The organism is Pseudoroseomonas ludipueritiae, from assembly GCF_014490445.1.
Taxonomy (GTDB): Bacteria; Pseudomonadota; Alphaproteobacteria; order Acetobacterales; family Acetobacteraceae; genus Pseudoroseomonas; species Pseudoroseomonas ludipueritiae.
In genome coordinates, this window is record NZ_JACTUZ010000040.1 from 1 (window position 1) to 25197 (window position 25197).

Annotated in this window: 26 protein-coding genes, 1 tRNA gene and 1 riboswitch; of the genes, 14 read left to right on the top strand and 13 right to left on the bottom strand. The window is 69.5% G+C overall.

What is annotated here, in order from left to right; all coding sequences use genetic code 11:
- Positions 1 to 438 (bottom strand): hypothetical protein (locus IBL25_RS11175; RefSeq protein ID WP_194433681.1); only part of this gene is annotated, 438 nt, incomplete at its 3' end.
- Positions 439 to 514: 76 nt separating this feature from the next.
- A complete protein-coding gene (locus tag IBL25_RS11180; protein ID WP_238940358.1) occupies positions 515 to 1177 on the bottom strand; it encodes a bactofilin family protein in 663 nt (220 codons plus the stop codon).
- A 321-nt stretch (positions 1178 to 1498) separates the two neighbouring features.
- Here IBL25_RS11180 and IBL25_RS11185 point away from each other — a divergent pair, with 321 nt between their 5' ends.
- The 4 genes from IBL25_RS11185 (at position 1499) to IBL25_RS11200 (ending at position 5439) form a co-directional block, all read left to right on the top strand.
- The gene (locus tag IBL25_RS11185; protein WP_187778624.1) at positions 1499 to 2482 is read left to right on the top strand and encodes an adenosine kinase; all 984 of its coding nucleotides are present in this window, start codon (positions 1499 to 1501) and stop codon (positions 2480 to 2482) included.
- Between the two features lie 4 nt (positions 2483 to 2486).
- Positions 2487 to 3410, top strand: coding sequence for an AEC family transporter (locus IBL25_RS11190; protein ID WP_187778625.1), 924 nt, complete (start codon positions 2487 to 2489; stop codon positions 3408 to 3410).
- Positions 3411 to 3517: 107 nt separating this feature from the next.
- A complete protein-coding gene (locus IBL25_RS11195; RefSeq protein WP_194433682.1) occupies positions 3518 to 4498 on the top strand; it encodes a Bug family tripartite tricarboxylate transporter substrate binding protein in 981 nt (326 codons plus the stop codon).
- Between the two features lie 8 nt (positions 4499 to 4506).
- Positions 4507 to 5439: a class I SAM-dependent methyltransferase gene (locus IBL25_RS11200; protein WP_187778627.1), complete on the top strand. Its 933-nt coding sequence runs from the start codon at positions 4507 to 4509 to the stop codon at positions 5437 to 5439.
- Positions 5440 to 5445: 6 nt separating this feature from the next.
- Here IBL25_RS11200 and IBL25_RS11205 read toward each other — a convergent pair.
- The 3 genes from IBL25_RS11205 to IBL25_RS11215 all read right to left on the bottom strand — a co-directional run bounded on the left by IBL25_RS11205 (position 5446) and on the right by IBL25_RS11215 (position 8249).
- Positions 5446 to 5528: transfer RNA gene (locus IBL25_RS11205), tRNA-Leu, on the bottom strand.
- 320 nt (positions 5529 to 5848) lie between these two features.
- Positions 5849 to 7540, bottom strand: coding sequence for a stimulus-sensing domain-containing protein (locus IBL25_RS11210; protein WP_187778628.1), 1692 nt, complete (start codon positions 7538 to 7540; stop codon positions 5849 to 5851).
- Between the two features lie 7 nt (positions 7541 to 7547).
- On the bottom strand, positions 7548 to 8249 hold the full coding sequence (locus IBL25_RS11215) for a response regulator transcription factor (protein ID WP_187778629.1): 702 nt from the start codon (positions 8247 to 8249) through the stop codon (positions 7548 to 7550).
- A gap of 314 nt (positions 8250 to 8563) precedes the next feature.
- Here IBL25_RS11215 and IBL25_RS11220 point away from each other — a divergent pair, with 314 nt between their 5' ends.
- The 3 genes from IBL25_RS11220 (at position 8564) to IBL25_RS27280 (ending at position 12569) form a co-directional block, all read left to right on the top strand.
- Positions 8564 to 10162: a phosphoenolpyruvate carboxykinase gene (locus IBL25_RS11220; RefSeq protein ID WP_187778630.1), complete on the top strand. Its 1599-nt coding sequence runs from the start codon at positions 8564 to 8566 to the stop codon at positions 10160 to 10162.
- A gap of 252 nt (positions 10163 to 10414) precedes the next feature.
- Positions 10415 to 11314: an oxygenase MpaB family protein gene (locus IBL25_RS11225; protein WP_187778631.1), complete on the top strand. Its 900-nt coding sequence runs from the start codon at positions 10415 to 10417 to the stop codon at positions 11312 to 11314.
- Positions 11315 to 11375: 61 nt separating this feature from the next.
- Positions 11376 to 12569: an amidohydrolase family protein gene (locus IBL25_RS27280; protein WP_187778632.1), complete on the top strand. Its 1194-nt coding sequence runs from the start codon at positions 11376 to 11378 to the stop codon at positions 12567 to 12569.
- Positions 12570 to 12689: 120 nt separating this feature from the next.
- Here IBL25_RS27280 and IBL25_RS11235 read toward each other — a convergent pair whose 3' ends face one another.
- From IBL25_RS11235 to IBL25_RS11255, 5 genes are all read right to left on the bottom strand, one after another.
- Positions 12690 to 13925 carry an argininosuccinate synthase gene (locus IBL25_RS11235; RefSeq protein WP_187778633.1) on the bottom strand — a complete coding sequence of 412 codons (1236 nt, stop codon included), beginning with the start codon at positions 13923 to 13925 and terminating at the stop codon, positions 12690 to 12692.
- A gap of 73 nt (positions 13926 to 13998) precedes the next feature.
- On the bottom strand, positions 13999 to 14412 hold the full coding sequence (locus IBL25_RS11240; RefSeq protein ID WP_187778634.1) for a transposase: 414 nt from the start codon (positions 14410 to 14412) through the stop codon (positions 13999 to 14001).
- Between the two features lie 191 nt (positions 14413 to 14603).
- A complete protein-coding gene (locus IBL25_RS27285; RefSeq protein WP_187778635.1) occupies positions 14604 to 15041 on the bottom strand; it encodes a DUF1772 domain-containing protein in 438 nt (145 codons plus the stop codon).
- Positions 15042 to 15274: 233 nt separating this feature from the next.
- On the bottom strand, positions 15275 to 15697 hold the full coding sequence (locus IBL25_RS27550) for an energy transducer TonB family protein (RefSeq protein ID WP_367615594.1): 423 nt from the start codon (positions 15695 to 15697) through the stop codon (positions 15275 to 15277).
- A 213-nt stretch (positions 15698 to 15910) separates the two neighbouring features.
- Positions 15911 to 16429, bottom strand: a complete 519-nt coding sequence (locus IBL25_RS11255) for a GNAT family N-acetyltransferase (RefSeq protein ID WP_238940359.1) — start codon at positions 16427 to 16429, stop codon at positions 15911 to 15913.
- 117 nt (positions 16430 to 16546) lie between these two features.
- Here IBL25_RS11255 and IBL25_RS11260 point away from each other — a divergent pair, with 117 nt between their 5' ends.
- Together IBL25_RS11260 and IBL25_RS11265 are read left to right on the top strand one after the other, a co-directional pair.
- Positions 16547 to 17086, top strand: a complete 540-nt coding sequence (locus IBL25_RS11260; protein WP_187778637.1) for an AAA family ATPase — start codon at positions 16547 to 16549, stop codon at positions 17084 to 17086.
- A 155-nt stretch (positions 17087 to 17241) separates the two neighbouring features.
- On the top strand, positions 17242 to 17706 hold the full coding sequence (locus IBL25_RS11265) for a VOC family protein (protein ID WP_187778638.1): 465 nt from the start codon (positions 17242 to 17244) through the stop codon (positions 17704 to 17706).
- 80 nt (positions 17707 to 17786) lie between these two features.
- Here the strand turns inward: IBL25_RS11265 and IBL25_RS27710 are convergent, their stop codons facing one another.
- Positions 17787 to 18281: a YunG family protein gene (locus IBL25_RS27710; RefSeq protein ID WP_456315864.1), complete on the bottom strand. Its 495-nt coding sequence runs from the start codon at positions 18279 to 18281 to the stop codon at positions 17787 to 17789.
- A gap of 331 nt (positions 18282 to 18612) precedes the next feature.
- Positions 18613 to 18812: riboswitch (cobalamin riboswitch) on the top strand.
- A gap of 29 nt (positions 18813 to 18841) precedes the next feature.
- Between IBL25_RS27710 and IBL25_RS11275 the strand changes: the two genes are divergently transcribed.
- From IBL25_RS11275 to IBL25_RS11290, 4 genes are read left to right on the top strand one after another with little or no spacing between them, the layout of a single operon-like run.
- Positions 18842 to 19882: an ABC transporter substrate-binding protein gene (locus tag IBL25_RS11275; protein WP_238940360.1), complete on the top strand. Its 1041-nt coding sequence runs from the start codon at positions 18842 to 18844 to the stop codon at positions 19880 to 19882.
- Between the two features lie 8 nt (positions 19883 to 19890).
- Positions 19891 to 20952, top strand: coding sequence for a FecCD family ABC transporter permease (locus IBL25_RS11280; protein ID WP_238940361.1), 1062 nt, complete (start codon positions 19891 to 19893; stop codon positions 20950 to 20952).
- Positions 20949 to 21713, top strand: coding sequence for an ABC transporter ATP-binding protein (locus IBL25_RS11285; protein WP_187778641.1), 765 nt, complete (start codon positions 20949 to 20951; stop codon positions 21711 to 21713). Before IBL25_RS11280 ends, IBL25_RS11285 begins: the two co-directional genes overlap by 4 nt.
- 11 nt (positions 21714 to 21724) lie before the next feature.
- Positions 21725 to 22150, top strand: a complete 426-nt coding sequence (locus IBL25_RS11290; RefSeq protein ID WP_187778642.1) for a pseudoazurin — start codon at positions 21725 to 21727, stop codon at positions 22148 to 22150.
- 104 nt (positions 22151 to 22254) lie between these two features.
- Here the strand turns inward: IBL25_RS11290 and IBL25_RS11295 are convergent, their stop codons facing one another.
- Entirely contained in the window at positions 22255 to 22689 is a 435-nt protein-coding gene (locus tag IBL25_RS11295; RefSeq protein ID WP_187778643.1) for a DoxX family protein, read from the bottom strand.
- Between the two features lie 116 nt (positions 22690 to 22805).
- Here IBL25_RS11295 and IBL25_RS11300 point away from each other — a divergent pair, with 116 nt between their 5' ends.
- Complete coding sequence (locus IBL25_RS11300) at positions 22806 to 23756, top strand: LysR family transcriptional regulator (protein ID WP_187778644.1); 951 nt, start codon at positions 22806 to 22808, stop codon at positions 23754 to 23756.
- Between the two features lie 302 nt (positions 23757 to 24058).
- Here the strand turns inward: IBL25_RS11300 and IBL25_RS11305 are convergent, their stop codons facing one another.
- The gene (locus IBL25_RS11305) at positions 24059 to 25084 is read right to left on the bottom strand and encodes an AI-2E family transporter (protein WP_187778645.1); all 1026 of its coding nucleotides are present in this window, start codon (positions 25082 to 25084) and stop codon (positions 24059 to 24061) included.
- Between the last annotated feature and the right edge of the window lie 113 nt (positions 25085 to 25197).

The following is a 25197-nucleotide window of genomic DNA, read 5'->3' on the forward strand; positions in this document are numbered from 1 at the left end:
CGCCCCCGCCGCGCGCGCCGTGGCATAGGTGACCCGCAACCCGGCCGGCGCGGCGCGGGAGCCGGCAGGCCCGCCCGGCTCGCCATAGAACATCACGTCCAGGTGGCAGGAGGGGCTCTGGTAGAGCCAGATCTCGGCATCCCCTTCCCGCCGCCGCAGGCGGGGCTCGCCCAGCAGGCGCCGCACCGTGGCGGGGGGCTGGCCCAGCAACTGCGCCGCCTGTGCCGGCAGGCCATTCAGGGCGGGCATGGTGGCGGCGCCGGCGGCCGTGGCCTGGCCATCCGCCGGCGGGGCGGAGAGCGGGCGCATGCCAGCCAGGTTGGCGCGGTAATTGGCCAGCACCTCATCCAGCACGGCCTGGCGGTCCAGGACAGGTTCCTGGGCGCAGGCGGCCAGCAGGCAGGCCAGCAGCAGGGATGAAAAGGGACGGGCGGGCATGGCGGCGGGGATAGCCTGCGCCGCGGCGGCGGAAAAGGGAGCGGGCCGAGCCATTCTGGCCCGGCCCATTCCGGCTTCAGCCCAGCTGGTCGGCGTCGCTGGCGGCCAGCGGCAGCGCGGGCCGCGGGCTGGCGGGCATCGCGTCGCCCAGCATTTCCATGCGGCCGGACACCTGGCCGCCTTCCTCCACCTGCAGGCGGCGGCAGCGGGCCACGCCCATCACCTTGCCGGAGGCGCGGATGGTCAGGTTGCCGCGCACCGTCAGCGTGCCGTCGAAGATGCCGGCGATCTCGGCGTCATCCACCTCGACCTCGCCCTTGAACACGCCGGAATGGCTGATCATCAGCTCGGCGGCCTGCAGCATCTGGCTTTCCACCGTGCCTTCCACCACCAGCCGCTCGGCATCCGTCACGGTGCCCTGCAGGCTGATGCCCTTGCCCACCACCATGGAGCGGCGCTCGATGGCCTGGGCCGGACGGGCGCTGCCACCGGGGGAGACGATGGGGCCGGTACCCGCCATCGGGGAAGGACGGGGCGGCATGCCCATGCCGGTCGGCTGGCCGGGCTTCGGCGGCAGGGTCATGGCAGGCTCCTTGGCGGGCGCGGGACGGAAGGGGGGAACGGCGAGATCCGGGTCGCGGGCCACCGGAACGGTGGTCGGCTCCGGCCCCTCCGGCAGGCCGGGCGATGCTCCCTGGGCGGGAGTGGGATCTTCGCGGCGGCGGCGAAAGACGGACATGGGCTCCCCCTCAGCTCGGCTGAATCAGCATGGTTCCGGCCGGCGGCACGGATCTGGGTTCTGCGGCCTGCAGGCTGCCGCGCTCCCTTGGGCTATCACGCGGCATGGCGGGGGGACAACCGGGGCTGGCCCCCTCCCAGTGTAATTTTTTCAGCCACTTCCTGCTTGGTGGCGCATCCGGCGGCGGGGCAACACTCCAGGTTGAAGCGCGGCGCCGACCCTTGCCGCAGCAGGCGCCGCATCGTGGCGGTGCGCCAGCCCCCCTGGCCCGCCGGCCGGGCGGCTGCTATCGCCGGGGCTCACCCGCGCAAGGTTCCTCCCATGGCAGCACCCACCCTCGACATCCTCGGCATCGGCAACGCCATCGTGGACGTGCTGGCACGGGCGGATGACGGCTTCCTGGCGCAGCACGGCATGGAGCGCGGCGCCATGAACCTGATCGATGCCGGGCGCGCCGAGGCGATCTACGCCGCCATGGGCCCGGGGCTGGAGAGCAGCGGCGGCTCCGCCGGCAATACCTGCGCGGTGGCGGCCGGGCTGGGCGCCCGGGTGGGCTTCCTGGGCAAGGTGGCCGATGACCTGCTGGGCCGCACCTTCGCGCATGACATCCGCGCCGCCGGCGTCGCCTTCCCCACCGCGCCGCTCTCCGGCGGGGCGCCCACCGCTCGCTGCCTGATCCTGGTCTCGCCCGATGGGCAGCGGACCATGAACACCTTTCTCGGCGCCTGCGTCGCCTTTGGCGAGGATGACGTGGACGAGGCCGCCGTTTCCGCCGCCGCCGTGACCTACATGGAAGGCTACCTCTTCGACCCGCCGGCGGCGCAGGCCGCCTTCCACCGCGCGGCCCGGGTGGCGCATGCGGCGGGGCGGCAGGTCTCCATGACCCTCTCCGACCCCTTTTGCGTCGGCCGCCACCGCGCCGCCTTCCGCGACTTCGTGGCCGGGCAGACCGACATCCTCTTCGCCAATGAGGCCGAGATCCTCTCCCTCTACGAGACCGACAGCTTCGAGCAGGCGATGGAACGCGCCCGCGCCGAGGTCGGCATCGCCGCCCTGACGCGCAGCGAGCATGGCAGCGTGATCGTCTCCGGCGACCAGACCATCACCGTCGCCGCCGAGCCGGCCAAGGTGGTGGACACCACCGGCGCCGGCGATGCCTATGCCGCCGGCTTCCTGGCGGCGTTGACGCGCGGCCTGCCGCTGGCCGAATGCGGCCGCTGGGGCTCCGTCGCGGCGGCCGAGGTGATCGGCCATTTCGGCGCCCGACCGCAGGCGGATCTGAACGCGCTGGTCGGCGCCGCCTGACGCCATGGCCCTGCCCCTCGCCGCGGGGGCGGATGCCTTCGCCGCCACCTTCGGCATGCTCGGCCTCGGCGCCCTGCTGCGCCGCACCCTGCTGCCGGACGACGCCGTTTGGGCCGGGCTGGAGAGGCTCGTCTTCTTTGTGCTGCTGCCGGCGCTGCTGATCAGCGCCATCGGCTCGCTGGACCTGGCCCGGCTGCCGCTGGGCGGCATGGCCATGGTGATCTGGGGCACGCTGGCCCTGGGCACGCTGGGCAGCATCGCCCTGGCGCGGGCGCTGGGGCATGGGCATGCGGCCATGACCTCGGTGCTGCAGGGCGGCATCCGCTACAACAACCTGCTGGCCTTCGCCACCGCCGGCGCGGTGCTGGGGCCGCCGGGCATCGCCATGGGCGGCATCGCCACCGGGTTGATCGTGCCCTTCGTGCAGGTGGTGATCACCGTGGCGCTGACGCTGGGGCGCGCCACCAGGCCAAGCCCTTTGCGCCTGCTGCGGCAGATCGCGCTCAACCCGCTGCTGCTGGCCTGCCTGGCCGGCTTCGCGCTGGCGCTGGCGGGCGGGGTGCCGCCGGGGGCCTCGGGCCTGCTGCGTGGGCTCTCCCAGGCCAGCCTCGCCACCGGGCTGCTCTGCGTCGGCGCGGCGCTGACGCCGGGGGCCCTGGCCGACCGCATGCCCACCCAGGCGCTGACCGCCGGCTTCAAGCTGCTGCTGATGCCTGCCATCGCCATGGGACTGGCGGTGCTGACGGGGCTGGAGCCGCTGGCCGCCGCCACCGCCATCCTCTTCATGGCGCAGCCCACCGCCTCCACCGCCTATGTGCAGGCACGGGCCATGGGCGGCGACGCGCCGCTGATGGCCGCCATGATCACCGGGCAGCATGTGCTGGCATTGGCCACCCTGCCGCTCTGGGCGCTGCTGCTGGCGGGCTGAAGCGCCGGAGGGCTGGCCGGCACGCTGGCGCGATGCCGCGGCGCGCCGCATGATGCGCGCCCAGCGCATGCCGCGGGGTGCATGCCAGCCGCAGAGGGTATCCGGTGATGTTGGGACGGCGCGACTTCGCCCTTGGTCTGGCCTCGGGGGCGCTCGTGGGCGCCGGCGGTGCCGCGATGGCGCAGGGCACCGCCTGGCCGGACCACCCGCCACGCTGGGTGGTCGGCTATCCGCCCGGCGGCCCCAGCGATACCTTCGCCCGGCTGATCGCCAGCTTCATGAGCCCGCGCCTCGGCTTCAACATGGTCGTGGAGAACCGCCCCGGCGGCGGCGCCGTGCTGGCCAGCGAGACCGTCGCCCGCAGCACGCCAGATGGCTATACGCTGCTGCATGCCGACAACGGCAACCTCGTCTACAACCCCGCGCTCTATGCCAGGCTGCCCTACGATCCGGACAAGGACCTGACCGGCGTCGGCTTCATCGGCCGCTTCCCGCTCTTCCTGGTGGTGCGGCCGGACAGCCCGGTGAAGACCCTGGCGGATTACATCGCGGCCTCGAAGCAGCGGGTGCCGACCTATGGCTCCCCCGCCGTCGCCTCCCCGCACCATCTCGCCATGGAGATGCTGAAGCGCCGCGCCGGCTTCGACGCGACGCATGTGCCCTATCGCGGCGGCCCGGCGGCCATGCAGGACCTGCTGTCCGGCATGATCGAGAGCGTGCTGATCGACTGCGCCACCGGCATCCCCTTTCTGCGCGAGGGCAAGGCGCGCGGCATCCTGGTGCTCTCCGAGGCGCGCTCCGCCCAGGCGCCGGATGTGCCGACCACGGGTGAACTCGGCATCCCCGATGCCATAGCCTTCGGCTGGCAGGCCATGTCCGCCCCCGCCGCCACGCCCCCGGCCGTGATCACCCGCCTGAACACCGAACTGAACGCCGCTGTGGCCGCGCCGGAGATGCAGGCCCGCATGGCCGGCCTCGGCATCGAAAGCACGCCCTGGACGCCCACGCAGTTCAACAGCTTCGTCGCCGCCGAGAATGCCCAATGGCGCCCGCTGATCCGCGAACTCGGCATCCGGCTGGATAGCTGAGCGCCGCCATGTTCGGCTTCCGGCGCCGCAGGCGGCCCGCCTTCGGCTTCGCCCGTGTCGCGGCCTGGAACACCAAGGTGCTGGGCGCCGTGCTGGCGCGGCAATGCTACGAGGCCGGCCTCGCCGGCCCCGATATCCCCCTGCCCGCCGAGCCGGAACATGTCGGCCTCGCCGGCTGCCTCTGCCGCCAGGCGGATCTCGAATCCCCTTGGCTGCACCACTGGTGCGGCGCGCTGGGCATGGTGCCCTTCTACCACCGCAAGGTCTGGGAAATGGCCTTCGTGGCCCAGGCCATCTGGGAAGCCGGGCTGCTGGCGCCCGGCAGGCGCGCGCTCGGCTTCGCCGTGGGGCGGGAAGCCCTGCCCGGCTTCCTGGCCGCCCAGGGGCTGGAGGTACTGGCCACCGACCTCGACCCCGCCGACCCCCGCGCCGCCCGCTGGATCAGCACCGGCCAGCATGCCCCGCAACCCTCCCTACCCTTCCGTGCCGTGGACATGACGCGCATCCCGCGCGACCTGCACGGGCAATTCGACCTCGTCTGGTCCGCCTGCGCCCTGGAACACCTGGGCAGCCTGCGCGCGGGCGAGGACTTCATCCTGGAAGCCATGCGCTGCCTGAAGCCAGGCGGCCTCGCCATCCACACCACGGAATTCGACCTGGACGCCGATGGCCCGCCCCTCTCGCGCGGCGGCACCGTGCTGTTCCAGGCGCGGCATATCGAAAAGCTCGGCCACCGGCTGGCCCGCGCCGGCCATCGCATGCGGCCGGTGGATTTCGACCCCGGCGCCGGGCTGCTGGACCAGTTCATCGACCAGCCGCCCTATGGCGCGGCCGCCGACCGCTGGCCGCTGTCCCAGCCGGCGGAAACGCCGCATCTGCGGGCGCTGGTGGAAGACCGCGTCGCCACCTCGATCGGGCTGATCATCGAGGCGAAGCACTGAAGGGTTTGCGGACGGCGGGATTCGAACCCGCACTCCCCTGAGGGAACCAGATTTTAAGTCTGCTGCGTCTACCGTTCCGCCACGTCCGCATCTGGTGGAAAGGGTTCTGCCATAAGCCGGGCCTGGGCCAAAGGGGCATCGAAGGCAGTGCCTTCGATCCCTCTGGACGCCCCGCCGGGGTGGAAAGTCCACCCCGGGCCCCGCTGCCAGTTCGAGATTGGGGCCTGAAGGGCGCTGCGCGGTGCCAGCCGCCAGCAATGGGAATCTGAAGGCCACGCAGGCTGAGGACGCAGTCGCCGGAGGTCATTGACCTCCGGCGCGACCACCGTGGCGCAAGGAAAAGCTGATGGCGGGGTCTGGGGTGACACTGTCACCCCAGCGGGGGTCCAGGGGGCGGCGCCCCCTGGCTTCACCCCACCGGCAGCCGCACCACGAAGCGCGCCCCGATCACCTTGCCGCTTTCGTCCCGCCGGTTCTCGGCGCTGATGCGCCCGCCCAGGCCCTCGACGATCTGCCGGCTGATGGACAGGCCCAGGCCGGAATGCTGGCCGAAGCTCTCGCCGGTCGGGCGCTCGGTGTAGAAGCGGTCGAAGATGCCTTCCAGCTTGGCCTCGGGGATGCCGGGGCCCTCGTCCTCGACCGTGAATTCCATCATGGCTCCGGTCTGCCGCGCCCGCACCCAGACCTTGCCCAGCTTGGGCGAGAAGCTGACCGCATTGCCCAGCAGGTTGCGGAAGACCTGCACCAGCCGCCCTTCCACGCCGCGCACCACCAGGGGCACGGGCGCGGCGTCCAGCACCATGGTCGGGTCCTCGTCCTCGTCGCGGGTGGTGTTGTGCAGGTCCACCAGGGCCGAGAGGATCGGCGCCACGTCCACCGGCTCCGACACCGTGCGGGAGAGTTCGGCATCGACGCGGGAGGAATCGGCGATGTCGCCGATCAGGCGGTCCATCCGCACCGCGTCCTCGGCAATAATGGAAAGCAGACGCTTCTGCTGGTCGGGCTTCTCGACGCGCAGCAGGGTCTCCAGCGCGGATCGCACGCTGGTCAGCGGGTTGCGCAGCTCATGCGCCACATCGGCGGCGAAGCGCTCGTTCTGGTCGATGCGGGCCCAGAGCGCGGTGGCGGAGGATTGCAGGTCCCGCGCCAGGATGCCGATCTCGTCCGTGCGGGCCAGCAGGGCGCTGGGTACGGAACCGGCGCGGCCCTTGCCCTGGCGCATGGCGGCGGCGGCGCCGGCCAGCGCCAGGATGGGCGAGGCGATGGTGCGGGAGAGATAGAGCGAGGCCGCCACCGTCAGCAGCAGCGCCAGGATGAACAGGCCGAGCACGGAGGTGCGGATTTCCAGCAGGCGCTGGTCCACTTCCCGCGCCTCGCGCGTCAGCAGCACGATGCCGATGCTCTGGCTGCCGCGCCGCGCGGGCTCGGCCACCGAGACCAGCAACCGGCCTTCCTTGGTGCGGCGGATATAGGGGCGGACGCCGCCTTCGAGGGCGAGGCGCAATTCCTCCCGCCGGTCCGGGCCGAGTTCGGGCTGCCAGTCGAAGGAAGGCGCGTCGGGCGCCACGTCCACGTAGATGTCGCCGTTGCGGCGGGCGCCAAACAGCGAGCGCGGCAGGATGGTCAGCAGCCGGTCGTAGAAGCGCCCGACGCCGCCGGCCAGCAACCCGCGCGTCTCGGGCGGGGTCAGGGGCTCGGTGATGATGGCGCCGCCCTGGCCTTCCCGCACGCGGCTGTCGGCCACCAGCAGGCCGGAGGTGTCGAAAAGCTTGGCCTGGGTATTGGCCGAAGGCTCCACCAGCCGGCGCAGCAGCGGGCGGGCGGTGTCGGGCACCAGCACCGCGCGGTCGTCCTGCAGCCGCACGGCGGCCTCGGCGATGCCGGCGGCATAGATGCGCGCCTGGGTGCGCAGGCTTTCCACCTCGGCGGCCAGCAGCCCGCTCTGGTACTGGTCCAGGTAGAGCAGCGAGGCCGCCAGCAGCGCCGGCGCCACCATGTTGACCAGCAGGATGCGGCGCAGCAGCGGCGAGACGCGCCGCCGCCCTTCCCGCGGGGCGCGGAGCTGTGGCAGGGCTGCGGGGGCGCCGCTGGCGTCTGGCATGGAGTCCTCAGGCTTCCTTGTAGCGGTAGCCGATGCCGTAGAGGGTCTCGATCATGTTGAAGTCGTCATCCACTTGGCGGAACTTCTTGCGCACCCGCTTCACATGGCTGTCGATGGTGCGGTCGTCCACATAGATATTCTCGCCATAGGCGGCGTCGATCAGCTGGTCGCGGTTCTTCACCATGCCGGGACGCTGCGCCAGAGCCTTGACCAGCAGGAACTCCGTGACGGTGAGCTGCACCTGCTGGCCCTTCCAGGTGCAGGTATGCTTGGTCTCGTCCAGCACCAGCTCGCCGCGGGAGATCACGCCGGTGGGCGGCGCGCCGGAGCCCTCGGCCCGGCCGGCCTCGTTGCGGCGCAGCAGGGCGCGGATGCGCTCCAGCAGCAGGCGCTGGGAGAAGGGCTTGGTGATATAGTCGTCGGCGCCGAGGCGCAGGCCCATCAGCTGGTCCAGCTCCTCGTCCTTGGACGTCAGGAAGATCACCGGCAGCGAGGAACGCTGGCGCAGGCGCTGCAGCAGTTCCATGCCATCCATGCGGGGCATCTTGATATCCAGCACCGCGAGGTCCACGGGCCGTGCCAGCAGACCCTGCAGCGCGCTTTCCCCATCCGTGTAGGTGCGCACCTGGAAGCCCTCGGCCTCGAGCGTCATGGAGACGGAGGTGAGGATGTTGCGGTCGTCATCGACCAGGGCAATGGTGGCGGGCATCGTTCCCCCAAGAGAATGTGATCGTCAGGGCATCCGGGCCTCTGCAGGCCGATATGGGGGCCGATTGTGGCGCGAGCCGGGCCGGATACCGGATAGAACGCGGCATAAGGCAGTTTGGCACGCGACGGAACCGCGCATGGCGCCGTGGTTGTATGATGATATGACTTTAACACATACGTTGACGGGCTTCATGCCGCCGCCTTAGCGTCGGCCCGATGTCGTCCAGGTGAGAGATGGATCGGCCTCAACCCTGTGGCTACTGCCCCGGCGGACCCCCGCCGGAGGATAAGCGCCTGATGGAGACAATCGCGCCTATGACCGCGAACACCGCCGCCCTTGCCGGCACCGGCGTCAACACCACCGCCGATATTCATGCCAACCTGACGGCCCCCGGCCTCTACGCCCATGCGCTGCGCCGCGGTGAGGGCCGCCTGTCCGCCGATGGCGCCTTCATCGGCGTGACCGGCGTGCATACCGGCCGCTCCGTCGCCGACAAGTTCGTGGCCGATGACCCCGAGGCCACCCAGGAAATCTGGTGGGGCAAGGTCAACCGGAAGCTCGAGCCCGCCAAGTTCGACGCCTTCACCGCCGATGTGCGCGCCTGGCTGGGCTCCCAGAAGGAACTCTTCACCGAGGACCTTTATGCCGGCGCCGATCCCGAGCACCGCATCAAGGTCCGGCTGGTGACCACCAATGCCTGGCACGCGCTGTTCGCCCGCAACATGTTCATCCGCCCGCCGGTGGAAGAGCTGGCCGGCTTCGAGCCGGACTACGTGATCCTGCACGCGCCGGAAATGGAAGCGAAGCCCGAGCATGGCGGCCGCGCCGGCTCCACCACGCTGATCGCGCTCTCCTTCGCCAAGAAGATCATCGCCATCGCCGGCACCAGCTATGCGGGCGAGATCAAGAAGTCGATCTTCACGGTCATGAACTGGCTGCTGCCCGCCAAGGGCGTGCTGCCGATGCACTGCTCCGCCAATGTGGGCAAGGACGGCGACACCGCGCTGTTCTTCGGCCTCTCCGGCACCGGCAAGACCACCCTCTCCTCCGACCCCGAGCGCGCGCTGATCGGCGACGACGAGCACGGCTGGTCCGACAAGGGCGTCTTCAACTTCGAGGGCGGCTGCTACGCCAAGGTCATCAAGCTCTCCCAGGAAGCCGAGCCGCAGATCTGGAACGCCTCCCACCGCTTCGGCGTGGTGCTGGAGAACGTCATCGCCGATGAGCGCGGCAACCTCGACCTCAACGACGGCTCGCTGACCGAGAACACCCGCTCCTGCTACCCGATCGAGTTCATCCCCGGCACGGCGCCGGGCGGCATGGCCGGGCTGCCGAAGAACGTGGTGATGCTGACCGCCGATGCCTTCGGCGTGCTGCCGCCGATCGCCAAGCTGACCCCGGCGCAGGCGATGTACCACTTCCTCTCCGGCTACACCGCCAAGGTGGCGGGCACCGAGAAGGGCCTGGGCAAGGAGCCGCAGGCGACCTTCTCCACCTGCTTCGGCGCCCCCTTCCTGCCGCGCCACCCTGAGGTCTATGGCAAGATGCTGGCCGAGCTGATCGGCAAGCACGGCGCCCAGGTTTGGCTGGTGAACACGGGCTGGACCGGCGGCGCCTATGGCACCGGCCACCGCATGTCCATCAAGCACACCCGCGCCCTGCTGCGCGCGGCGCTGGATGGCAGCCTGGCCAATGCCGAATTCGCCACCGATCCGTTCTTCGGCCTCGCCGTGCCGCAGAACGTGCCGGGCGTGCCGACCGAGGTGCTGAACCCGCGCGAGTCCTGGGCCGACAAGGAAGCCTATGACAAGACGGCCAAGCACCTCGTCTCCCTGTTCGAGAAGAACTTCGAGACCTTCGCCAGCGGCGCGAGCGAGGACGTGAAGAAGGCGGCGCTGCGCAGCGCGGCCTGATCTCGCCGGACAAGGCCAGGGGCCCTGCCCCTGGACCCTGCTGGGGTGGCCGTGCCACCCCAGACCCCGCCTTCCGTTCAGCCCGGAGGGTGAGGAGGATACCGCCGGCGGCCGCGGGCCGCGGCCAGGGCTGCTTCCCGTGAAAATCCGTCCGTTTCGCCCAGAAGCCCCGGGCATGGCTGGAACGTTGAATGGCATGGCCAATTTGAAGGACATGCCTGTGACCTTCCTCTCCTGCCCAGAGGTCGCCTGATGCCGGGCCGCGCCACCGTCCTGCCTGCCCTGCTGGGCCCTTTCGCGCAGCCAGTGAAACAGGCCATCGCCAGCCAGGTCAGCGCCATCTTCAACGACCGCAGCCGGGGCGAGGCGCCGGTGACGCGCCGGCCGGACGGGCTCTTCGGGCCCACATCCGTTGCTTGGCGCGTTCATGGCGATGTCACCTCCATGATGGTGGGCGGCATTGCCGGGCTGCTGCTGCAGATGCTGCACCCCGCCGTGCTGGCCGGGGTCTGGGACCATTCCAACTTCCGCGCCGACATGCACGGCCGGCTTCGCCGCACCGCCCGCTTCATCGCCCTGACCACCTATGGCGGGCGGGAGGAAGCGGAAGCGCTGATCGCCCGCATCCGCCGCATCCATGACCAGGTGCGCGGCCACCTGCCCGACGGCACGCCCTATGCCGCCAACGACCCCGTCCTGCTGGCCTGGGTGCATGTGACCGAAGCCACCAGCTTCCTCGACGGCTGGCGCCGCTATGCGGAACCGGACATGCCCCTGGCGGACCAGGACCGCTACTTCGCAGAGATGGCCCGGGTGGCCGAGGCGCTCGGCGCCGCCCCGGTGCCGCGCAGCAGGCTGGAGGCGGAGCGGCTGATCGCCGCCATGCGGCCGGAGCTGCGCTGCGACGGCCGCACCCGGAAGGTGGCCGCGCTGATCCTGAACCGCCCCGCGCCCCACCCCCTGGCCGAGCCCTTGCAGAACCTGACCATGCAGGCCGCCATCGACCTGCTGCCGGATTGGGCGCGGCGCCTGCACGGCCTGCCCGCGCCGGGGCTGCGCCAGCCGCTGATCCGCGCCGGCACCCTGGGCATCGCCCGCACCCTGCGCTGGAGCTTCGAGCGGCCGGCGCAACGGCGCCCAGCGCAGGGCTGACCGTCTCGCAGCGCGAGAAGCTTTTTCTGGAAGATCCTGCGCCACTTCGCTAGGGTCGGACATGGAACAGCCTTCGACCCCCACCGTGGCGCCGGTCGTGACGACCGATATCCACACGCACCTGACCGGTGCGCCGCGTTCCGCCGAACTCATCCGCCTCGGGCTGCTGCACGACCTGCAATACCCGGCCGCCATGCTGCGCCTCGCGGGCATCCCCCTGCCCGAAGGCGTCCGGCTGGCCGAGGAAGACACCCGCATCCTGCCTGGTGGCATCGCCGCCCCGGCCCGTGGCTCCCCCATGCTGCGCCTGCGGGAATTGCCGCGCGAAAGCCTCGCCCAGTTGGAAGCGGCCATGGAAATGCCCCGCCGCCCCGCCGATGGCAGCGGCCCCGACCCCTTCCTGCTGCTGGAACGCGCCTATTCCGTCCGCCGCCCCCTCGGCGCCCATCCGGCGCTGCTGGCGGGCATCCTGGATTCCGTGGCGGGTGATGCGGCGCGGGATGGCGTGCGGCATATCGAACTCAGCGCCAGCGCCCCCCTGGCGGAGGATGGCGAGGCCTGGCTCCGCGCGGCGGAAGCGGCGGCGCGGGCTGCCCTGGCCCTGCGCGGGGTGCGCATCCTCTTCCTGGCCACCGTCAACCGCCATGCCGCGCCAGCCGATATCGCCCGTGCCCTGGCGGGGCTGGACGCGCTCATGGCCGCCTACCCGCTGCTGGCCGGGCTCGACATCGCCGGGCACGAGACCAACCCCACCGGCGACTTCATGCCCACCGTGGTCGCCTGGGCCTCGGCCCGCGTCCGGCAGGGGCTGCCCACCGTCGTGCGGGTGCATGCGGGCGAGACCGCCTGCCACCCCGGCAATGTCCGCATGGCCCTGGAAGGCTTCCGCGAAGCCGGGCTGCCGCCGGGCATGGGGCGCATCGGCCACGCGCTCTACGGCGTCGGGCGGCGCGAGGTGGCGCTGGCGCGCGAGATCGGCGCGGTGGTGGAAATGGGCATCGGCTCCAACCGCGCGCTGGGCTACCGCAGCGGGCCAGGACGCAGCGGCGGTGGCGGACGGCTGGCGCGGCTGATCGGCGCCGGGGTGCCCACGGTACTGGGCACGGATGGGCATGGCATCTACGGCACCTCCCCGGCGCGGGAAGCGGTGCGGGCCCTGCGGGACGGCGCCAGTGCCGCCGTGATGGCGGAAGTGGCGCGGCATGAGGCGGACCACCTGCGGCGGGTGGCGGCGGCCTTTCCGGCGGTGGCCTGAGAAAGAAAGGGCCGGGGGAAGGAATTCCCCCGGCACCCCCCATCTTTTTTCTGCGGTTTTGGACCGTGGTGGCCGTGGTGAGCGGGCGCGGGAGAGAAGAGGTATTCTCCCCCGCGCGGGTCAGACCGCGCCGCCCTTGCGGCCGGCCATGGCGCCAAGGCGCAGGCGCAGCGCGTTCAGCTTGATGAAGCCCTGGGCATCGAACTGGTCGTAGGCGCCCTGGTCGTCCTCGAAGGTGACGTGCTTCATGGAATACAGGCTGTTGGGCGACTGGCGGCCCGTCACGATGGTGTTGCCCTTGTAGAGCTTCAGGCGGACGGTGCCGCTGACGCTCTTCTGGCTCTCATCCACCATCGCCTGGATCATGCGGCGCTCGGGCGCGAACCAGAAGCCGTTGTAGATCAGCTCCGCATACTTCGGCATCAGGCTGTCCTTGAGGTGCGCCACCTCACGGTCCAGCGTGATGCTCTCGATCGCGCGGTGCGCCACGTAGAGGATGGTGCCGCCGGGCGTCTCGTAGCAGCCGCGGGACTTCATGCCGACGAAGCGGTTCTCCACCAGATCCAGGCGGCCGATGCCGTTTTCGCGGCCCAGCGCGTTCAGGCGCGTCAGCAGCGTGGCGGGGGACAGGCGCTCACCATTGATGCCGACGGCGTCGCCGCGCTCGAACTCGATGGTGATCTCGGTCGCCTTGTCGGGCGCGTCCTCGGGGCGGATGGTGCGCTGCCAGACGATCTCCGGCGGCTCGTCCCAGGGCTCCTCCAGGATCTTGCCCTCGGAGGAGCTGTGCAGGAGGTTGGCGTCGACGCTGAAGGGGGCCTCGCCGCGCTTGTCCTTGGCGATGGGGATCTGGTTGGCCTCGGCGAATTCCAGCAGCCTGGTGCGGCTGGTGAGGTCCCATTCGCGCCAGGGGGCGATGACCTTCACGTCCGGCTTCAGGGAATAATAGCCGATCTCGAACCGGACCTGGTCGTTGCCCTTGCCGGTGGCGCCGTGGGAGACGGCGTCCGCCCCCACCTGCTCCGCGATCTCGATCTGCCGCTTGGCGATGAGGGGGCGGGCGATGGAGGTGCCCAGCAGATACTGGCCCTCATACAACGCATTGGCGCGGAACATGGGGAAGACGAAGTCCCGCGTGAATTCCTCACGCAGGTCGTCGATGAAGATGTTCTCTTCCTTGATGCCGAGCATCAGGGCCTTGTCCCGTGCCGGGCCCAGCTCCTCGCCCTGGCCTAGGTCGGCGGTGAAGGTCACCACCTCACACCGATAGGTGGTCTGCAGCCACTTCAGGATGACCGAGGTGTCCAACCCGCCCGAATAGGCGAGAACCACCTTCTTCACGTCCTTCACCGCCATTGCGCCGGGTTCCTTTTGCCGAGGAGAGAATTCCGCGTGGGTTTGCCGCAGGCGCGCGGTGCGGGCAAGGCGGTCATGCCCATGCCAGCCGCACGGAACGCGGGATGCTGGCCCGGCCGAGGGCGTTGCGGGACAGCCGGAGAAGGCTGCGGAGCGCTTCCGCCGGCACATTGGGGTTGAGCGGCAGGCGGCGCAGGGTTTCGGACAAAAGGGGGTCCGGCAGCAGCCAGGGCGGCGCGTTCAAGGCCGCGCGCAGGCCGAGGCGGCGGAAGAAGCGGGCAATGGTTTCGGGGCGGCCGAAGCGTTCCGGCAGGCTCTTCCACGGGTCGCCGGCCTGGTGGGCGAGATGGAAGATGGCGTCCATCCGCTGACGGGGGTCCAGCGTGCGGCGGCCCTGGGGTGCGAGGGCTGGGAGGAAGGGTTGGAGGGCGGCCCAGGCCGGGTCGGAGAGCGGGGTCCAGAGGTTAGAGATGGTGAGGCTGGACATTGGGCTCGCTCCGGCAGGGGCGAGCAGAGATAATAGGAATTATTTCCCTTTGTCAAGGGAAGGCAGGACTTCGGTGCTTCTGCTCAGGTGCGCTCTGCGCCCTCGCCGGCCATACACGTGGCTCAGCAGTTGTCCGCAAAGCGGCCGTTGACCTCCGGCTTCTTATGGACCGCAAAGGGTGGGAAGCGGACTTAGCGGCTGGCCAGAAAACCCCAGACGAACAGAAGGGATGCGGCGGAGCCTAGGATACTCCGGACGCCGTGTAGGCTGCCCCAGCGACGCAGCAGGCTACGGCTTCCTGCCCCCGCTTCCTGCGGCGTCATCGCCATTAGGCGCTTGTTGATCGGCATGATGACCAGCATCGTGAACGGCCAGTTCGTGAGCAGGAGCAAGCTCCCTGCCATCCACTGCCACTCGCGGAGCTGGTACCAGGACAGGAGCCCCGCGACCCCTCCCAGCATGGCTAGGCCAGCCTGGATCGGCAGGGCGCGCTTGTAGCTAGGCTGCCACTGCGCGAGCAGGGGCGCGTCCTCCAAACCCATCCTGGCGGGATGCTCGACGAGGCTGATGTAGAGCGCGGCTCCGGCGAAGAGGGTCGCGAGGACGAGGGCAACAAGGCCAAGGACCACCTGAGTATCTCCTCTGGTACGCTTCGGAAGACGCGACCACGCCTGATGCGCCCCTCCCGATAGCGATCGGGTTGAGACGCCGAGGCTGAGAAGAACCCGTCCAGGGACGGGCGCAGGAGCTACCAACCTGCAACTCTATTTCCGGCCGGGCCATGATGTCGGATGCCGACCGACAGAGCAACGTCTCTCAGAGACCGCTTTGGGTCGGGTGCGGCGGTAGCTCAAAAAGGTTCTTAAAACGGTGTAGACCGATGTGCTGGGTTACTCACGGGAGGGCTGTAGGCCATCGAAAGCACCATCTGCACTGGCAAGGCAGAACTACCTGTTAATTCGGGAGGTGGTGACAGTGGTTCCGCAGCTTGAGCAGCAGCTAAGATCAGGCTGTTGAGCTGCGTCAACTCAGGCGGGTTCACCACTTCCGCAGCCGTGACGGCACCATTGGCATCCACCGCCACACGGTAAAGAACCCGGACCATACCCGATGTGCGGAAGCCATGCTGGCCTGGAGTGCGTAAGACATACCTCTGGACAGCATTGCCAAGCTGCCAGCTAGCGTCCCCCATCCAGTCCTGCATCTTGCTTGACGGCGCATCACTTCGAGTGGCTGGCGGCCGCGAGTGAACGCCTTGCGACGAGCAGGCCGCCATGCTGACCATGAGGAAGGCAAGAAGGCTTCGATGCACGCAGGGCGACCTTCATTGTCACGCCAGCAGCTTAGATGGGGGTATGCAGGCGTCAACAGTAGCGGGAGAGGATTCCGCCTGCCCATGTGCTTGGCCACTTAGAACCAAGTGCAGGACCGCTTTGGGTCGCCTCCGGCGGTAGCCTTCTTGGCCGGGGCGACCGCTGGATGGGGTGGATAGCGGACATCAGGTTGAGCTGAAGGCCGGATGGTACAAGACCTCACCCGCCGGCTGCTCCTCCTGCAGGCGAAGGCGCTGGAAGTATTCCGCCGGAACTCCGGCAAGCGTGAGGGCAGGGTCCGGTTCAAAGCCGAAGCGGCCGTAGTAGGCCGGGTCACCCAAGACAACGCATCCGCCTGCCCCCTGTGCTCGAAGTCGGCTCAACCCGTCTTCGATCAGAAGCCGGCCGATACCCTGCCGACGCTGGCTGCGCTCGACAGCCACGGGGCCAAGGCCAAACCAGCCAGGCATTTGCCCGGCAACCATGACCGGGGAGAAAGCGACATATCCCACGACCACCCCGCCCGTGATCGCGACGAGGGAAAGCGTCAGGGCGCTGCCCGCCCGGAGGGCGTCAACAATGTCGGCTTCCGTGCCGCTGCTATGGGGTGCGTCCCGGAAGGCAGCCGTCACAAGGGATCGGATTGATTGTGCGTCGGCAGCATCTTCGGGGCGAATGAGCATGCCCCAGGCATACTGCAGCATGGCAGACTGGCAAGAGTTCAAGAGCCGCTTCGGGTCGCCTCCGGCAATAGCCTACCTAACCGGGCCTGCCGCTGGACGCAGTAGGAAGCAGACTTCAAGGCATCATAGAAGGTTCAGATGAGCGATCGCTTCGTTGTACTGTCGGGCTGTTCTGGTGGCGGAAAGTCAAGGCTGCTGGCGGAGCTTGGCAATCGTGGATATGCCGTCGTGGATGAGCCAGGCAGGCGCATTGTGCGGGAGCAGCTTGCACATGGCGGAACGGCACTGCCCTGGATCGACCTCGCAGCTTTCGCGCGACGCGCCATGCAGGTCGCGCTCGCAGATCGGGAAGAGGTGAAAGGGCAGTCTCGCTGGGTCTTCTTTGACCGGAGTTGGGTTGATGCGGCGTCTGCCCTCGAACACGCCGTAGATGAACCCGTGCTTGAGCCGCTCGGCTCAGTGCATCGCTATTATTCGAAAGTCTTCTTCACGCCGCCCTGGCCCGAAATCTTCCATTCTGACCCGGAGCGCAGGCATGGGCTGAGCGAGGCTATTGCGGAGCATGAACGGCTCGAACGAGCCTATGCCAGGCTTGGCTACCGCGTCGTTGTTCTGCCCAAGGCCAGTGTCGAGGCACGAGCCAACGCTGTATTGGCCGAGCTGGCAAGCACCACCTAGCACACCGCCTACTTGGTCCGCTTCCGGCCGCCTCCGGCGGTAGCCCCGGGCCAACCGCTGGATGGCGTGGACAGCGCACCTTGCAGCCCTGTTCCTTCAGCGAGACAAAAGGCCAGGCTCCTGCTTTGATGGCTTGCACTCCGCAGGGGACGACCATGATTCCGGTATCCGGTTTGTACGAGAGCCATCTCACGGTGGGCGACCTCGACAAGTCCATCGCCTTCTACAGAGACATCGTTGGGCTGGAACTGGCCCACACCGTACCCAAACGTCATGCCGCCTTCTTCTGGATCGGTGGCAAAGAGCGCTCGATGCTCGGCCTGTGGTCGATTCATACGTCTCCGATCCGCCTGCGGCTGCACATTGCCTTCTCGGCAACACTGGAGGATGTGATCCGCTCGGTCGAGGTGCTCCGTTCCAAAGGAGTGACCCCGCGGGCCGGTGGGAACGGGCCGGAGATTGACGAACCCATCGTCTTCCCCTGGATGCCTGCGGCCAGCGTCTACTTCAATGACCCCGATGGCCACTCCCTTGAGTACATCAGCATCCTGCCCGACGCCCCAAGGCCGTCCCTATCTGGAACGATGAAGCTCTCAGAATGGCGGCAGATCGCAGGCTGAGGGTTGAAGGCTCGGCGGGAACGGAGGATCGCCATGCCCGGAATGGGTCACACTGGCCGGGGCCACCGCTGAAGGGGTGACTAGCGGACTTTCCGAAATGCTTCGGTGAGTGCGGCATACTGCTTTTGCGTCGTATCGGTCAGAGCATCGTCCCGCCCAGAAGGCGTGTCATCGTAGACGATGGGGCGCTCAAACTGGCTTGCGGTGAAGTCGAACCGCTCCCCGTCTATCAGATTGTAGAAGTGCCAGGCATCACCGACACGGGTCTTGGCGATGGCGCCACCAAGGTGATCCTGCGCGACAAGGGCGGTCACACTACATTGGCCGCATGCCGGGTTTGCCGGGCTATAGGTGCTGGCCGAATCTGTCGACCAACACCCCCCTATCAGGCGACCAAACTCTGCTGGGCCCAGGAACATGACCGGAGCCTGGCAGCCCCGCTTGATGACCGCAATGGGTCGAACCCCGGCAATCGAGTGCACGCAGTCAGGTGTCCGCTGTTGCCTGGCCAAGCGACAAAACCTGCAAGTTCGATGTCGGCCAGCAACAGCCCTTGGGCGCATTACCCACAACATGCAGGTCCAGGAGGCTCAGCCTCCTGGCGGTTGGGGGTCCGGGGGAAGGCGGCGCCTTCCCCTGGGCGGGTGCCGCAAGCGCGCCCTACTCCGGCAGCACCAGCAGGGTCATGCCTTGCACGGCGATGACCTCCGGCCCGCACGCCGGACGCGACTGCCGTCGTCAGGCCCAGGGGCCAGTCGGAATCGCCGATGATGGTGCGGGTATGGTCATGGCCAGGGCGGCCGGTGGTGCGTCCATGCCGCGTTTCCCCCGTGGTGTCGGGGTATCCTGGAGCGGGGCTGCGGGCGGTGACGTGCCGCTTCGACGCTTGCCACCCTGCCTGGCATCCATTAGGCCGGGACTGCCGGTTTCCGAGAGGAACTAACAGGGAATCCGCCCAAGGCCCGCGAGGGCCGAGGAAACGGAACTGCCCCCGCAACTGTAGGCGGCGAGCCCGATCCGAAGACGCCACTGGGATTGCATCCCGGGAAGGCCGGATGGGGCGATGACCCGCCAGTCAGGAGACCTGCCGGCTTGTGCAACTGACTGACCGGCGGGGTGTCCGGGGAGGATGTCGATGTTCTGTTTGTCTCGCCCGGTGGGGCGATCCTGGGTGCTGCGTGCCAGCATCCTTGCGGCGGGCCTGGGCCTGCCGCTCTCCGGCGCCTGGGCCGAGCCCACGCGTTATCCGCTGGTGGTGGAGAATTGCGGCCATGTGCTGCGCTTCGAGGCCGCGCCGCGCAATGCGGTGACCATCGGCCAGTCCGCCACCGAGGTGCTTTATGCCCTGGGTGTGGGGGAGCGGATGGCCGGCACCGCGCTGTGGTTCAACGAGGTTTTGCCGGAGTTCCGTGCGCAGAACAGCAAGGTTCCGCGCCTGGACAATAATGCGCCGTCCTTTGAATCCGTGATCGGCAAGCGGCCGGGGCTGGTGGCCACGCAGTTCGAGTGGATGATCGGCCCGCAGGGCGTGGTCGGCACGCGCGAGCAGTTCCATGAGCTGGGCGCGCCCACCTATGTCATGCCCGCCGATTGCGAGGGCAAGAACAACCTGGTGGGCGCGGATGGCACGCGCACCGCGCCCTTCACCACGGAATCCATCTACAAGGGCATCACGCAGCTCGCGCAGATCTTCGACCGGCAGGAGCAGGGCGCGGCGCTGGTGGCCGACCTGCGCGGGCGGGAGGCGGCGGTGGTGGAGCGCGCGAAGGCGCTGAGGCTGCCGGATGCCTCGGCGGTGTTCTGGTTCTCTTCCGCCGACCTGGATCTCGACCCCTATGTGGCGGGGCAGAAGGGCATTCCGGGCTACATGATGCGGGTGCTGGGGCTGCGGAACGTGGTGCAGTCGGACGAGGAATGGCCGACGGTGGGCTGGGAGAGCATCGCGCGCGCCAATCCTTCCGTCATCGTCATCGCGCGCATGGGCCGCCGCCGCTTCCCGGCCGATGACTTCGAGAGAAAGCTGGCCTTCCTGAAGTCCGACCCGGTGACGCGGGAGATGGAGGCGGTGAAGCACAACCGCATCGTCGTCATCGACGCGCATGCCATGCAGGCCACCATCCGCCTGGTGGGCGGGCTGGAGGCGCTGACCGAGGCCATGGCCAAGCTGCGCCCGTGACGGCGGCGATGGCGCGCCCGGGCGCACACCTGTTCGCGCGCCTGCTCGGCCGGGTGGCGCTGCACGGGGCCTGGATCACGGTGGTGCTGGCCGGTGCCACCCTGGCCGGCATCTGCATCGGGGAGACGGCGATTCCCGTCTCCACCGTCTGGCAGACGCTGGCCAACAAGCTGCTCGGCACCGGCTATCCGCTGGACCGGATCGATCAGGGCATTGTCTGGAACTACCGCCTGCCGCGTGCCGTGGTGGCGGCCTGTTGCGGGGCGGGACTGGCGGTGTCCGGCGTCATCCTGCAATCGCTGCTGCGGAATGCGCTGGCGGACCCTTATCTGCTTGGCATCTCCGCCGGGGCTTCCACCGGCGCGGTGCTGGTGACGGTGGCGGGGGTGGGCGCGGGGGCGGTCTCGCTTTCCCTGGGCGCCTTTGGGGGCGCGCTCTCGGCCTTTCTGCTGGTGGCGCTGCTGGCGCGGGCCTCGGGCGGCGGCGCCGGGCCACGCGCGGCGGGGCAGATCGTGCTGGCGGGGATCGCGGGCTCGCAGCTCTTCAATGCGCTGACGGCCTTCATCATCACCCGCTCCGCCAGCGCGGAGCAGGCGCGGGGCATCATGTTCTGGCTGCTGGGCAATCTCAGCGGCGCGCGCTGGGACAATGTAGGCATGGCGGTGCCGGTGGCGCTGGGGGTCACGCTGCTCTGCCTCTGGCATGCGCGGGCGCTGGATGCCTTCACCTTCGGCACGGATTCCGCCACCGCGCTGGGCGTGCCGGTGCGGCGGGTGCAGGCGCTGCTGATCGGCTGCGCCTCGCTGGCCACGGCCGTCATGGTCAGCATCGTCGGCTCCATCGGCTTCGTGGGTCTGGTGGTGCCGCATGCGGCGCGCTTCATCGTGGGCGTGCGGCATGTGCGGCTGGTGCCGGCGGCGGCGCTGATGGGGGCGATCTTCCTGATCGCGGCGGATGTCATCTCGCGCATCGCCGTGAAGGGGCAGGTGCTGCCGATCGGCGTCATCACCGCCCTGGTAGGCGCGCCGGTCTTCGCGCTGATCCTGGTGCGGCGGAGGCCGGCCCGATGAGGCTGCGGGCGGAGAATCTCGGCTGGTCCGCGCGCGGCGTGCCCATCGTGCGCGGTGTCGGCCTGGAGGTGGCGGCGGGGGAAACGCTGGGGCTGATCGGCCCCAATGGTTCCGGCAAGTCCACGCTGCTGCGCCTGCTCTCCGGCGTGCTGAAGCCGGAGGCGGGCGAGGTGCTGCTGGGCGGCGAGCCCCTGGCGCGGATGAGCCGCCGGCAGGTGGCGCGGCGCCTGGCCGTGGTGGAGCAGCAGGCCGAGACCGCCGACCGCATCACGGTGCGGGACGCGGTGGAGCTGGGCCGCACGCCCTGGCTTTCCGCCCTGCGCCCCTGGTCCGCCGCCGACGATGCCATTGTCGCGGAAGCCCTGGCGGTGGTGGAGATGTCCGGCCTGGCGGAGCGGGACTGGGCCACGCTTTCGGGCGGGGAGCGGCAGCGCGCGCATATCGCCCGTGCCCTGGCGCAGCGCCCGCGCATCCTGCTGCTGGACGAGCCGACCAACCATCTCGACATCCACCACCAGCTTTCGATCCTGCGGCTGGTGGCGGAGCTGCCGGTGACCACCGTGATCGCCCTGCACGACCTCAACCAGGCCATGGGCTGCGACCGCCTGGGCGTGATGCACCATGGCCGCCTGGTGGCGCTGGGCGCGCCGGGCGAGGTGCTGACCACGGAGCTGCTGCGCGATGTCTTCGGCGTCCGCGCTTCCTTTCTCACCGATCCCGCCGATGGCGCGCGGATCATCCGCTTCCATGCGGTGTCCTGAAAGATGGCCTGATGCGACTGCTGTTTCTGCCCCTGCTCTTCCTCGCCACGGCAGCCCATGCCGAGGTGCATGAGGTGAAGATGCTGAACCGCAACGCGAGCGGCGGCATGGTCTATGAGCCCGACTACCTGCGCCTCAAGCCCGGCGACCGCGTGAAGTTCATCGCCACCCATGTGACGCACAACGCCGCCACCATTCCCGCCATGCTGCCGGAGGGCGCCGAGCCCTTTAAGGGCCGCATCAACGAGGAGATCGAGGTGAGTTTCACCGCGCCCGGCGTCTACGGCATCCAGTGCATCCCGCATTACGCCATGGGCATGGTGATGCTGGTGCAGGTGGGCGATGCGCCGCCCGATGCCGCCGCCCTCCCCGCCAGCCTGCCCCCGCGCGCGCGGCAGCGCTTCGAGGAGATCATCGCCCGCGCCGGCAAGGAGTAACGGCGCGCCCCCCAGGCCGCGCCGCCAAAATTCACGCAGGTCCAGGAGGCTCAGCCTCCTGGCGGATGGGGGTCGGGGGGGAAGGCGGCGCCTTCCCCTGGCCTTCAGGCCGCCTGGCTCATTGTGGCGCCCCGCCCCAGCAGGCGGCTGAGGTCCAGCGCATGGGCACCGGCGCCGAGGCCCGCCTGCACCAGCATCAGCACGATCCAGAAGACCGGGAATTCCCAGCCGCCGCCGGCATTGCTGAAGACCCAGCCATTGCCGGCATGCTGCACGGCGGCGCCGATCAGGATCGGCAGGGTCAGCAGCGAGACCAGCCGGGTCCAGACGCCCAGGATCAGGGCGATGCCCGCCGCCGTCTCAGCCAGGGCGACAATGGCGCCGAAGACCGGCGGGTAACCCAGGCTGCCGAAATAGCCCATGGTGCCGGCCAGGCCGAAAGTCAGCACCTTCATGTAGAAGCCATGGGCCAGGAAGAGGATGCCGAGGCCGACGCGCAGCAGCAGCGTGGCATAGGGGGCGAAGCGGTTGTCATTCATGACCGGAACCTTTGCTCTGGGATGCGGCCGCGACGGCCGCTGTTGACCCCAGCGGTACCAGGGAGCACCCACGTGCTTCCAACGCGGATCGGAAACGGTCATCATCACCGGCATCAATGGCCGACCTTTCCAGCCTCGACCTCAACCTGCTGCGGGTCTTCGACGCGGTGGCGCGCGAGCGGCACGTGACGCGCGCGGCGCAGCGGCTGCACCTGTCGCAGCCCGCCGTCTCCAATGCCCTGACGCGGCTGCGCCAGGCGCTGGGGGATGAACTGTTCCTGCGCCGCCCCGGCGGGGTGGAGCCGACGGAGCTGGCCCTGTCCCTCGCCGCCCCAGTGGCCGAGGTGCTGGACCGCCTGCGGGAAACCCTGGCCTCCCACGCGCCCTTCGACCCCGCCACCTCGGAGCGGGTCTTCAGCCTCGGCCTTTCCGAATACGCGGAAGCCGTGCTGGCGCCGCCGCTGCTGGCGCATATGGCCATCCACGCGCCGAGGGTCCTGCTGGCCATCCGCCATGCCGACCGCGTCAATGCCATGCAGATGCTGGAGGCGGACGAGGCGCAGATGGCGCTGGGCATGCTGCCCGAGCCCCCTGCCCTCTATACCCGCCTGCGCCTGCTGCCCGAGGCCTTCCTGGTGCTGATGCGGCCCGAACACCCGCTGGCCGGGGAGGAACTGACGGTGGAAAGCTTCGCCCGGTTCCCGCACTTGCTGCATTCGCCCAACGGCTCCCGTGAAGGCGCCCTGGATCAGCCGATGCGGGTGGCTGGCCATGCGCGGCGGATCGGCGCCGTGGTGGCCCACCTCTCCGCGGTGCCCGCCATCCTGGGCGAAACCGACATGGTGATGGCCCTCTCCGCCCGGCTGGCGCGGCATATGGCCGCCGCCCATGGGCTGGCGCTGCGCCCCTGCCCGGTGGAAACACGCCATACCCGCCTGTCCCTGATCTTCCACCGCCGCTTCGAGGCCGACCAGGGCCATGCCTGGCTGCGCCGCCTGCTGCTGAGCGTGGCGCGCGACGCAACGCCGCGGGAGGAATGCGAGCGGGTGCGGCAGGGGCTGGTCTGAGCGGAAGGCAGGGACCAGAAGGGGCGCCGCCCCTTCCGGACCTTCCCCGCTGGGGTGACAGGGTCACCCCAGACCCCGCCATCTGTTTTTCAGCTTGTGGCACAGGGGCTCCGCCGGAGGGCCTGGCCCTCCGGCGACCGCGGCCTTAGCCCGCGTGGCCTTTTTCAAAATGCAGCGCAGGCGGCTGCGCCGCGCCGCGTCCCTCAGGCCCCGATCTTAAACTGGGAGCGGGGTCTGGGGTGGACTTTCCACCCCGGCGGGGTGTCCAGAGGGGCGGAGCCCCTCTGGCCCCGGCCCGTGGTTCAGCGCAGCACCACCGGGGCTTCTTCCGGCCGCTCCTGTTCCAGGTAGTCATCCACGTAGAGCCGGTTCACCAGCGTCATGCCCATGGCCGCCAGGGGTGTCGCCAGCGCCAGGCCGGTGACGCCGAAGAGCGTGCCCATGGCCACCTGGGCCATGATGGTCAGGGCCGGCGGCAGGTCCACGCTGCGTTTCTGGACATAGGGGGTGATGAGGTAGCTCTCCACCGTCTGCACCGCCAGGTAGAGCCCGACCACGGAGAGGGCGCCGGTCATGCCCGATTCCAGGCCCAGCAGCACCGCCGGCACCGCCGCCGTCACCGGGCCGATATTGGGGATAAAGGTCAGCAGCGCCGCGATCATGCCCAGCAGCGGCGCCAGGGGGATGCCCAGCGCCCAGAGGCCCAGCGTGGTCAGCACGCCCACCACGGTCATGGAGACCAGTTGCGCGCCCAGCCAGCCGCGCAGGGTTCCGGCCACCTCCTCGCAGGTGGCGCGGGCCTTGGGGCGGAGGGAGGGCGGGAAGAGCACCTCGATGCCGCGCCGGTAGAGCCGCGGGTCCACCGCGAAGTAAAGGCCCAGGAAGATCAGCAGCACGAAGTTGCCCAGCGCGCCGAAGGTGCCGCCCAGCACCGCGAAGGCGCTGCTGCCGCCGCCGCTGGGCAGTTGCAGGTTCTCGGGTTTGGCCTTTTGCAGCAGTTGCTGGCCCCAGCTGTACTGGGACAGGCGCTGCGTGCCCTGCTCCACCACGCGCGGCACCTGCTGCCAGAGCTGGCTGGCCTGCTCCGCCAGTTGCGGCGCCGCCATCAGGGTGAAGGCCGCGCCCAGCAGCACCAGCAGCAGCGTGAAGAGCAGCACGCGCGCGGTGCCGGAGAGGCCGAATCGCCGGAACAGCAGGTCGCCGCCGCCGCGCAGGAAGACTGCCAGCAGCACGCCGGCGAAGGCCAGCAGCAGCGCATCCGGCACCTGCCAGACCAGCAGCACCAGCAGAAGGGCAAAGACGATAACGGAGACGGGCCGGCGCCGCATGGCGGGGTTCCTCGGTGGCAGAAAGCGGGGGATAAAGCCCCGGCGGGTGGCGGAAGTTGCCAAGGCCGCGCCCGCCGCCTCACCCTTGTCACGCGCCAGCCCCTTGCGCGCGG

Coding starts and splice junctions, on each gene's coding strand:
- IBL25_RS11240 (WP_187778634.1), bottom strand. CDS start 14,412: ATGTCCAGCCTCACCATCTCTAACCTCTGGACCCCGCTCTCCGACCCG.
- IBL25_RS11180 (WP_238940358.1), bottom strand. CDS start 1,177: ATGTCCGTCTTTCGCCGCCGCCGCGAAGATCCCACTCCCGCCCAGGGA.
- IBL25_RS11220 (WP_187778630.1), top strand. CDS start 8,564: ATGACCGCGAACACCGCCGCCCTTGCCGGCACCGGCGTCAACACCACC.
- IBL25_RS11210 (WP_187778628.1), bottom strand. CDS start 7,540: ATGCCAGACGCCAGCGGCGCCCCCGCAGCCCTGCCACAGCTCCGCGCC.
- IBL25_RS11280 (WP_238940361.1), top strand. CDS start 19,891: ATGGCGCGCCCGGGCGCACACCTGTTCGCGCGCCTGCTCGGCCGGGTG.
- IBL25_RS11255 (WP_238940359.1), bottom strand. CDS start 16,429: ATGCTGCAGTATGCCTGGGGCATGCTCATTCGCCCCGAAGATGCTGCC.
- IBL25_RS27280 (WP_187778632.1), top strand. CDS start 11,376: ATGGAACAGCCTTCGACCCCCACCGTGGCGCCGGTCGTGACGACCGAT.
- IBL25_RS11290 (WP_187778642.1), top strand. CDS start 21,725: ATGCGACTGCTGTTTCTGCCCCTGCTCTTCCTCGCCACGGCAGCCCAT.
- IBL25_RS11305 (WP_187778645.1), bottom strand. CDS start 25,084: ATGCGGCGCCGGCCCGTCTCCGTTATCGTCTTTGCCCTTCTGCTGGTG.
- IBL25_RS11300 (WP_187778644.1), top strand. CDS start 22,806: ATGGCCGACCTTTCCAGCCTCGACCTCAACCTGCTGCGGGTCTTCGAC.
- IBL25_RS11215 (WP_187778629.1), bottom strand. CDS start 8,249: ATGCCCGCCACCATTGCCCTGGTCGATGACGACCGCAACATCCTCACC.
- IBL25_RS27710 (WP_456315864.1), bottom strand. CDS start 18,281: ATGTTGTGGGTAATGCGCCCAAGGGCTGTTGCTGGCCGACATCGAACT.
- IBL25_RS11285 (WP_187778641.1), top strand. CDS start 20,949: ATGAGGCTGCGGGCGGAGAATCTCGGCTGGTCCGCGCGCGGCGTGCCC.
- IBL25_RS11195 (WP_194433682.1), top strand. CDS start 3,518: ATGTTGGGACGGCGCGACTTCGCCCTTGGTCTGGCCTCGGGGGCGCTC.
- IBL25_RS11265 (WP_187778638.1), top strand. CDS start 17,242: ATGATTCCGGTATCCGGTTTGTACGAGAGCCATCTCACGGTGGGCGAC.
- IBL25_RS11190 (WP_187778625.1), top strand. CDS start 2,487: ATGGCCCTGCCCCTCGCCGCGGGGGCGGATGCCTTCGCCGCCACCTTC.
- IBL25_RS27550 (WP_367615594.1), bottom strand. CDS start 15,697: ATGGTCAGCATGGCGGCCTGCTCGTCGCAAGGCGTTCACTCGCGGCCG.
- IBL25_RS11200 (WP_187778627.1), top strand. CDS start 4,507: ATGTTCGGCTTCCGGCGCCGCAGGCGGCCCGCCTTCGGCTTCGCCCGT.
- IBL25_RS11225 (WP_187778631.1), top strand. CDS start 10,415: ATGCCGGGCCGCGCCACCGTCCTGCCTGCCCTGCTGGGCCCTTTCGCG.
- IBL25_RS11185 (WP_187778624.1), top strand. CDS start 1,499: ATGGCAGCACCCACCCTCGACATCCTCGGCATCGGCAACGCCATCGTG.
- IBL25_RS11295 (WP_187778643.1), bottom strand. CDS start 22,689: ATGAATGACAACCGCTTCGCCCCCTATGCCACGCTGCTGCTGCGCGTC.
- IBL25_RS11275 (WP_238940360.1), top strand. CDS start 18,842: ATGTTCTGTTTGTCTCGCCCGGTGGGGCGATCCTGGGTGCTGCGTGCC.
- IBL25_RS11235 (WP_187778633.1), bottom strand. CDS start 13,925: ATGGCGGTGAAGGACGTGAAGAAGGTGGTTCTCGCCTATTCGGGCGGG.
- IBL25_RS11260 (WP_187778637.1), top strand. CDS start 16,547: ATGAGCGATCGCTTCGTTGTACTGTCGGGCTGTTCTGGTGGCGGAAAG.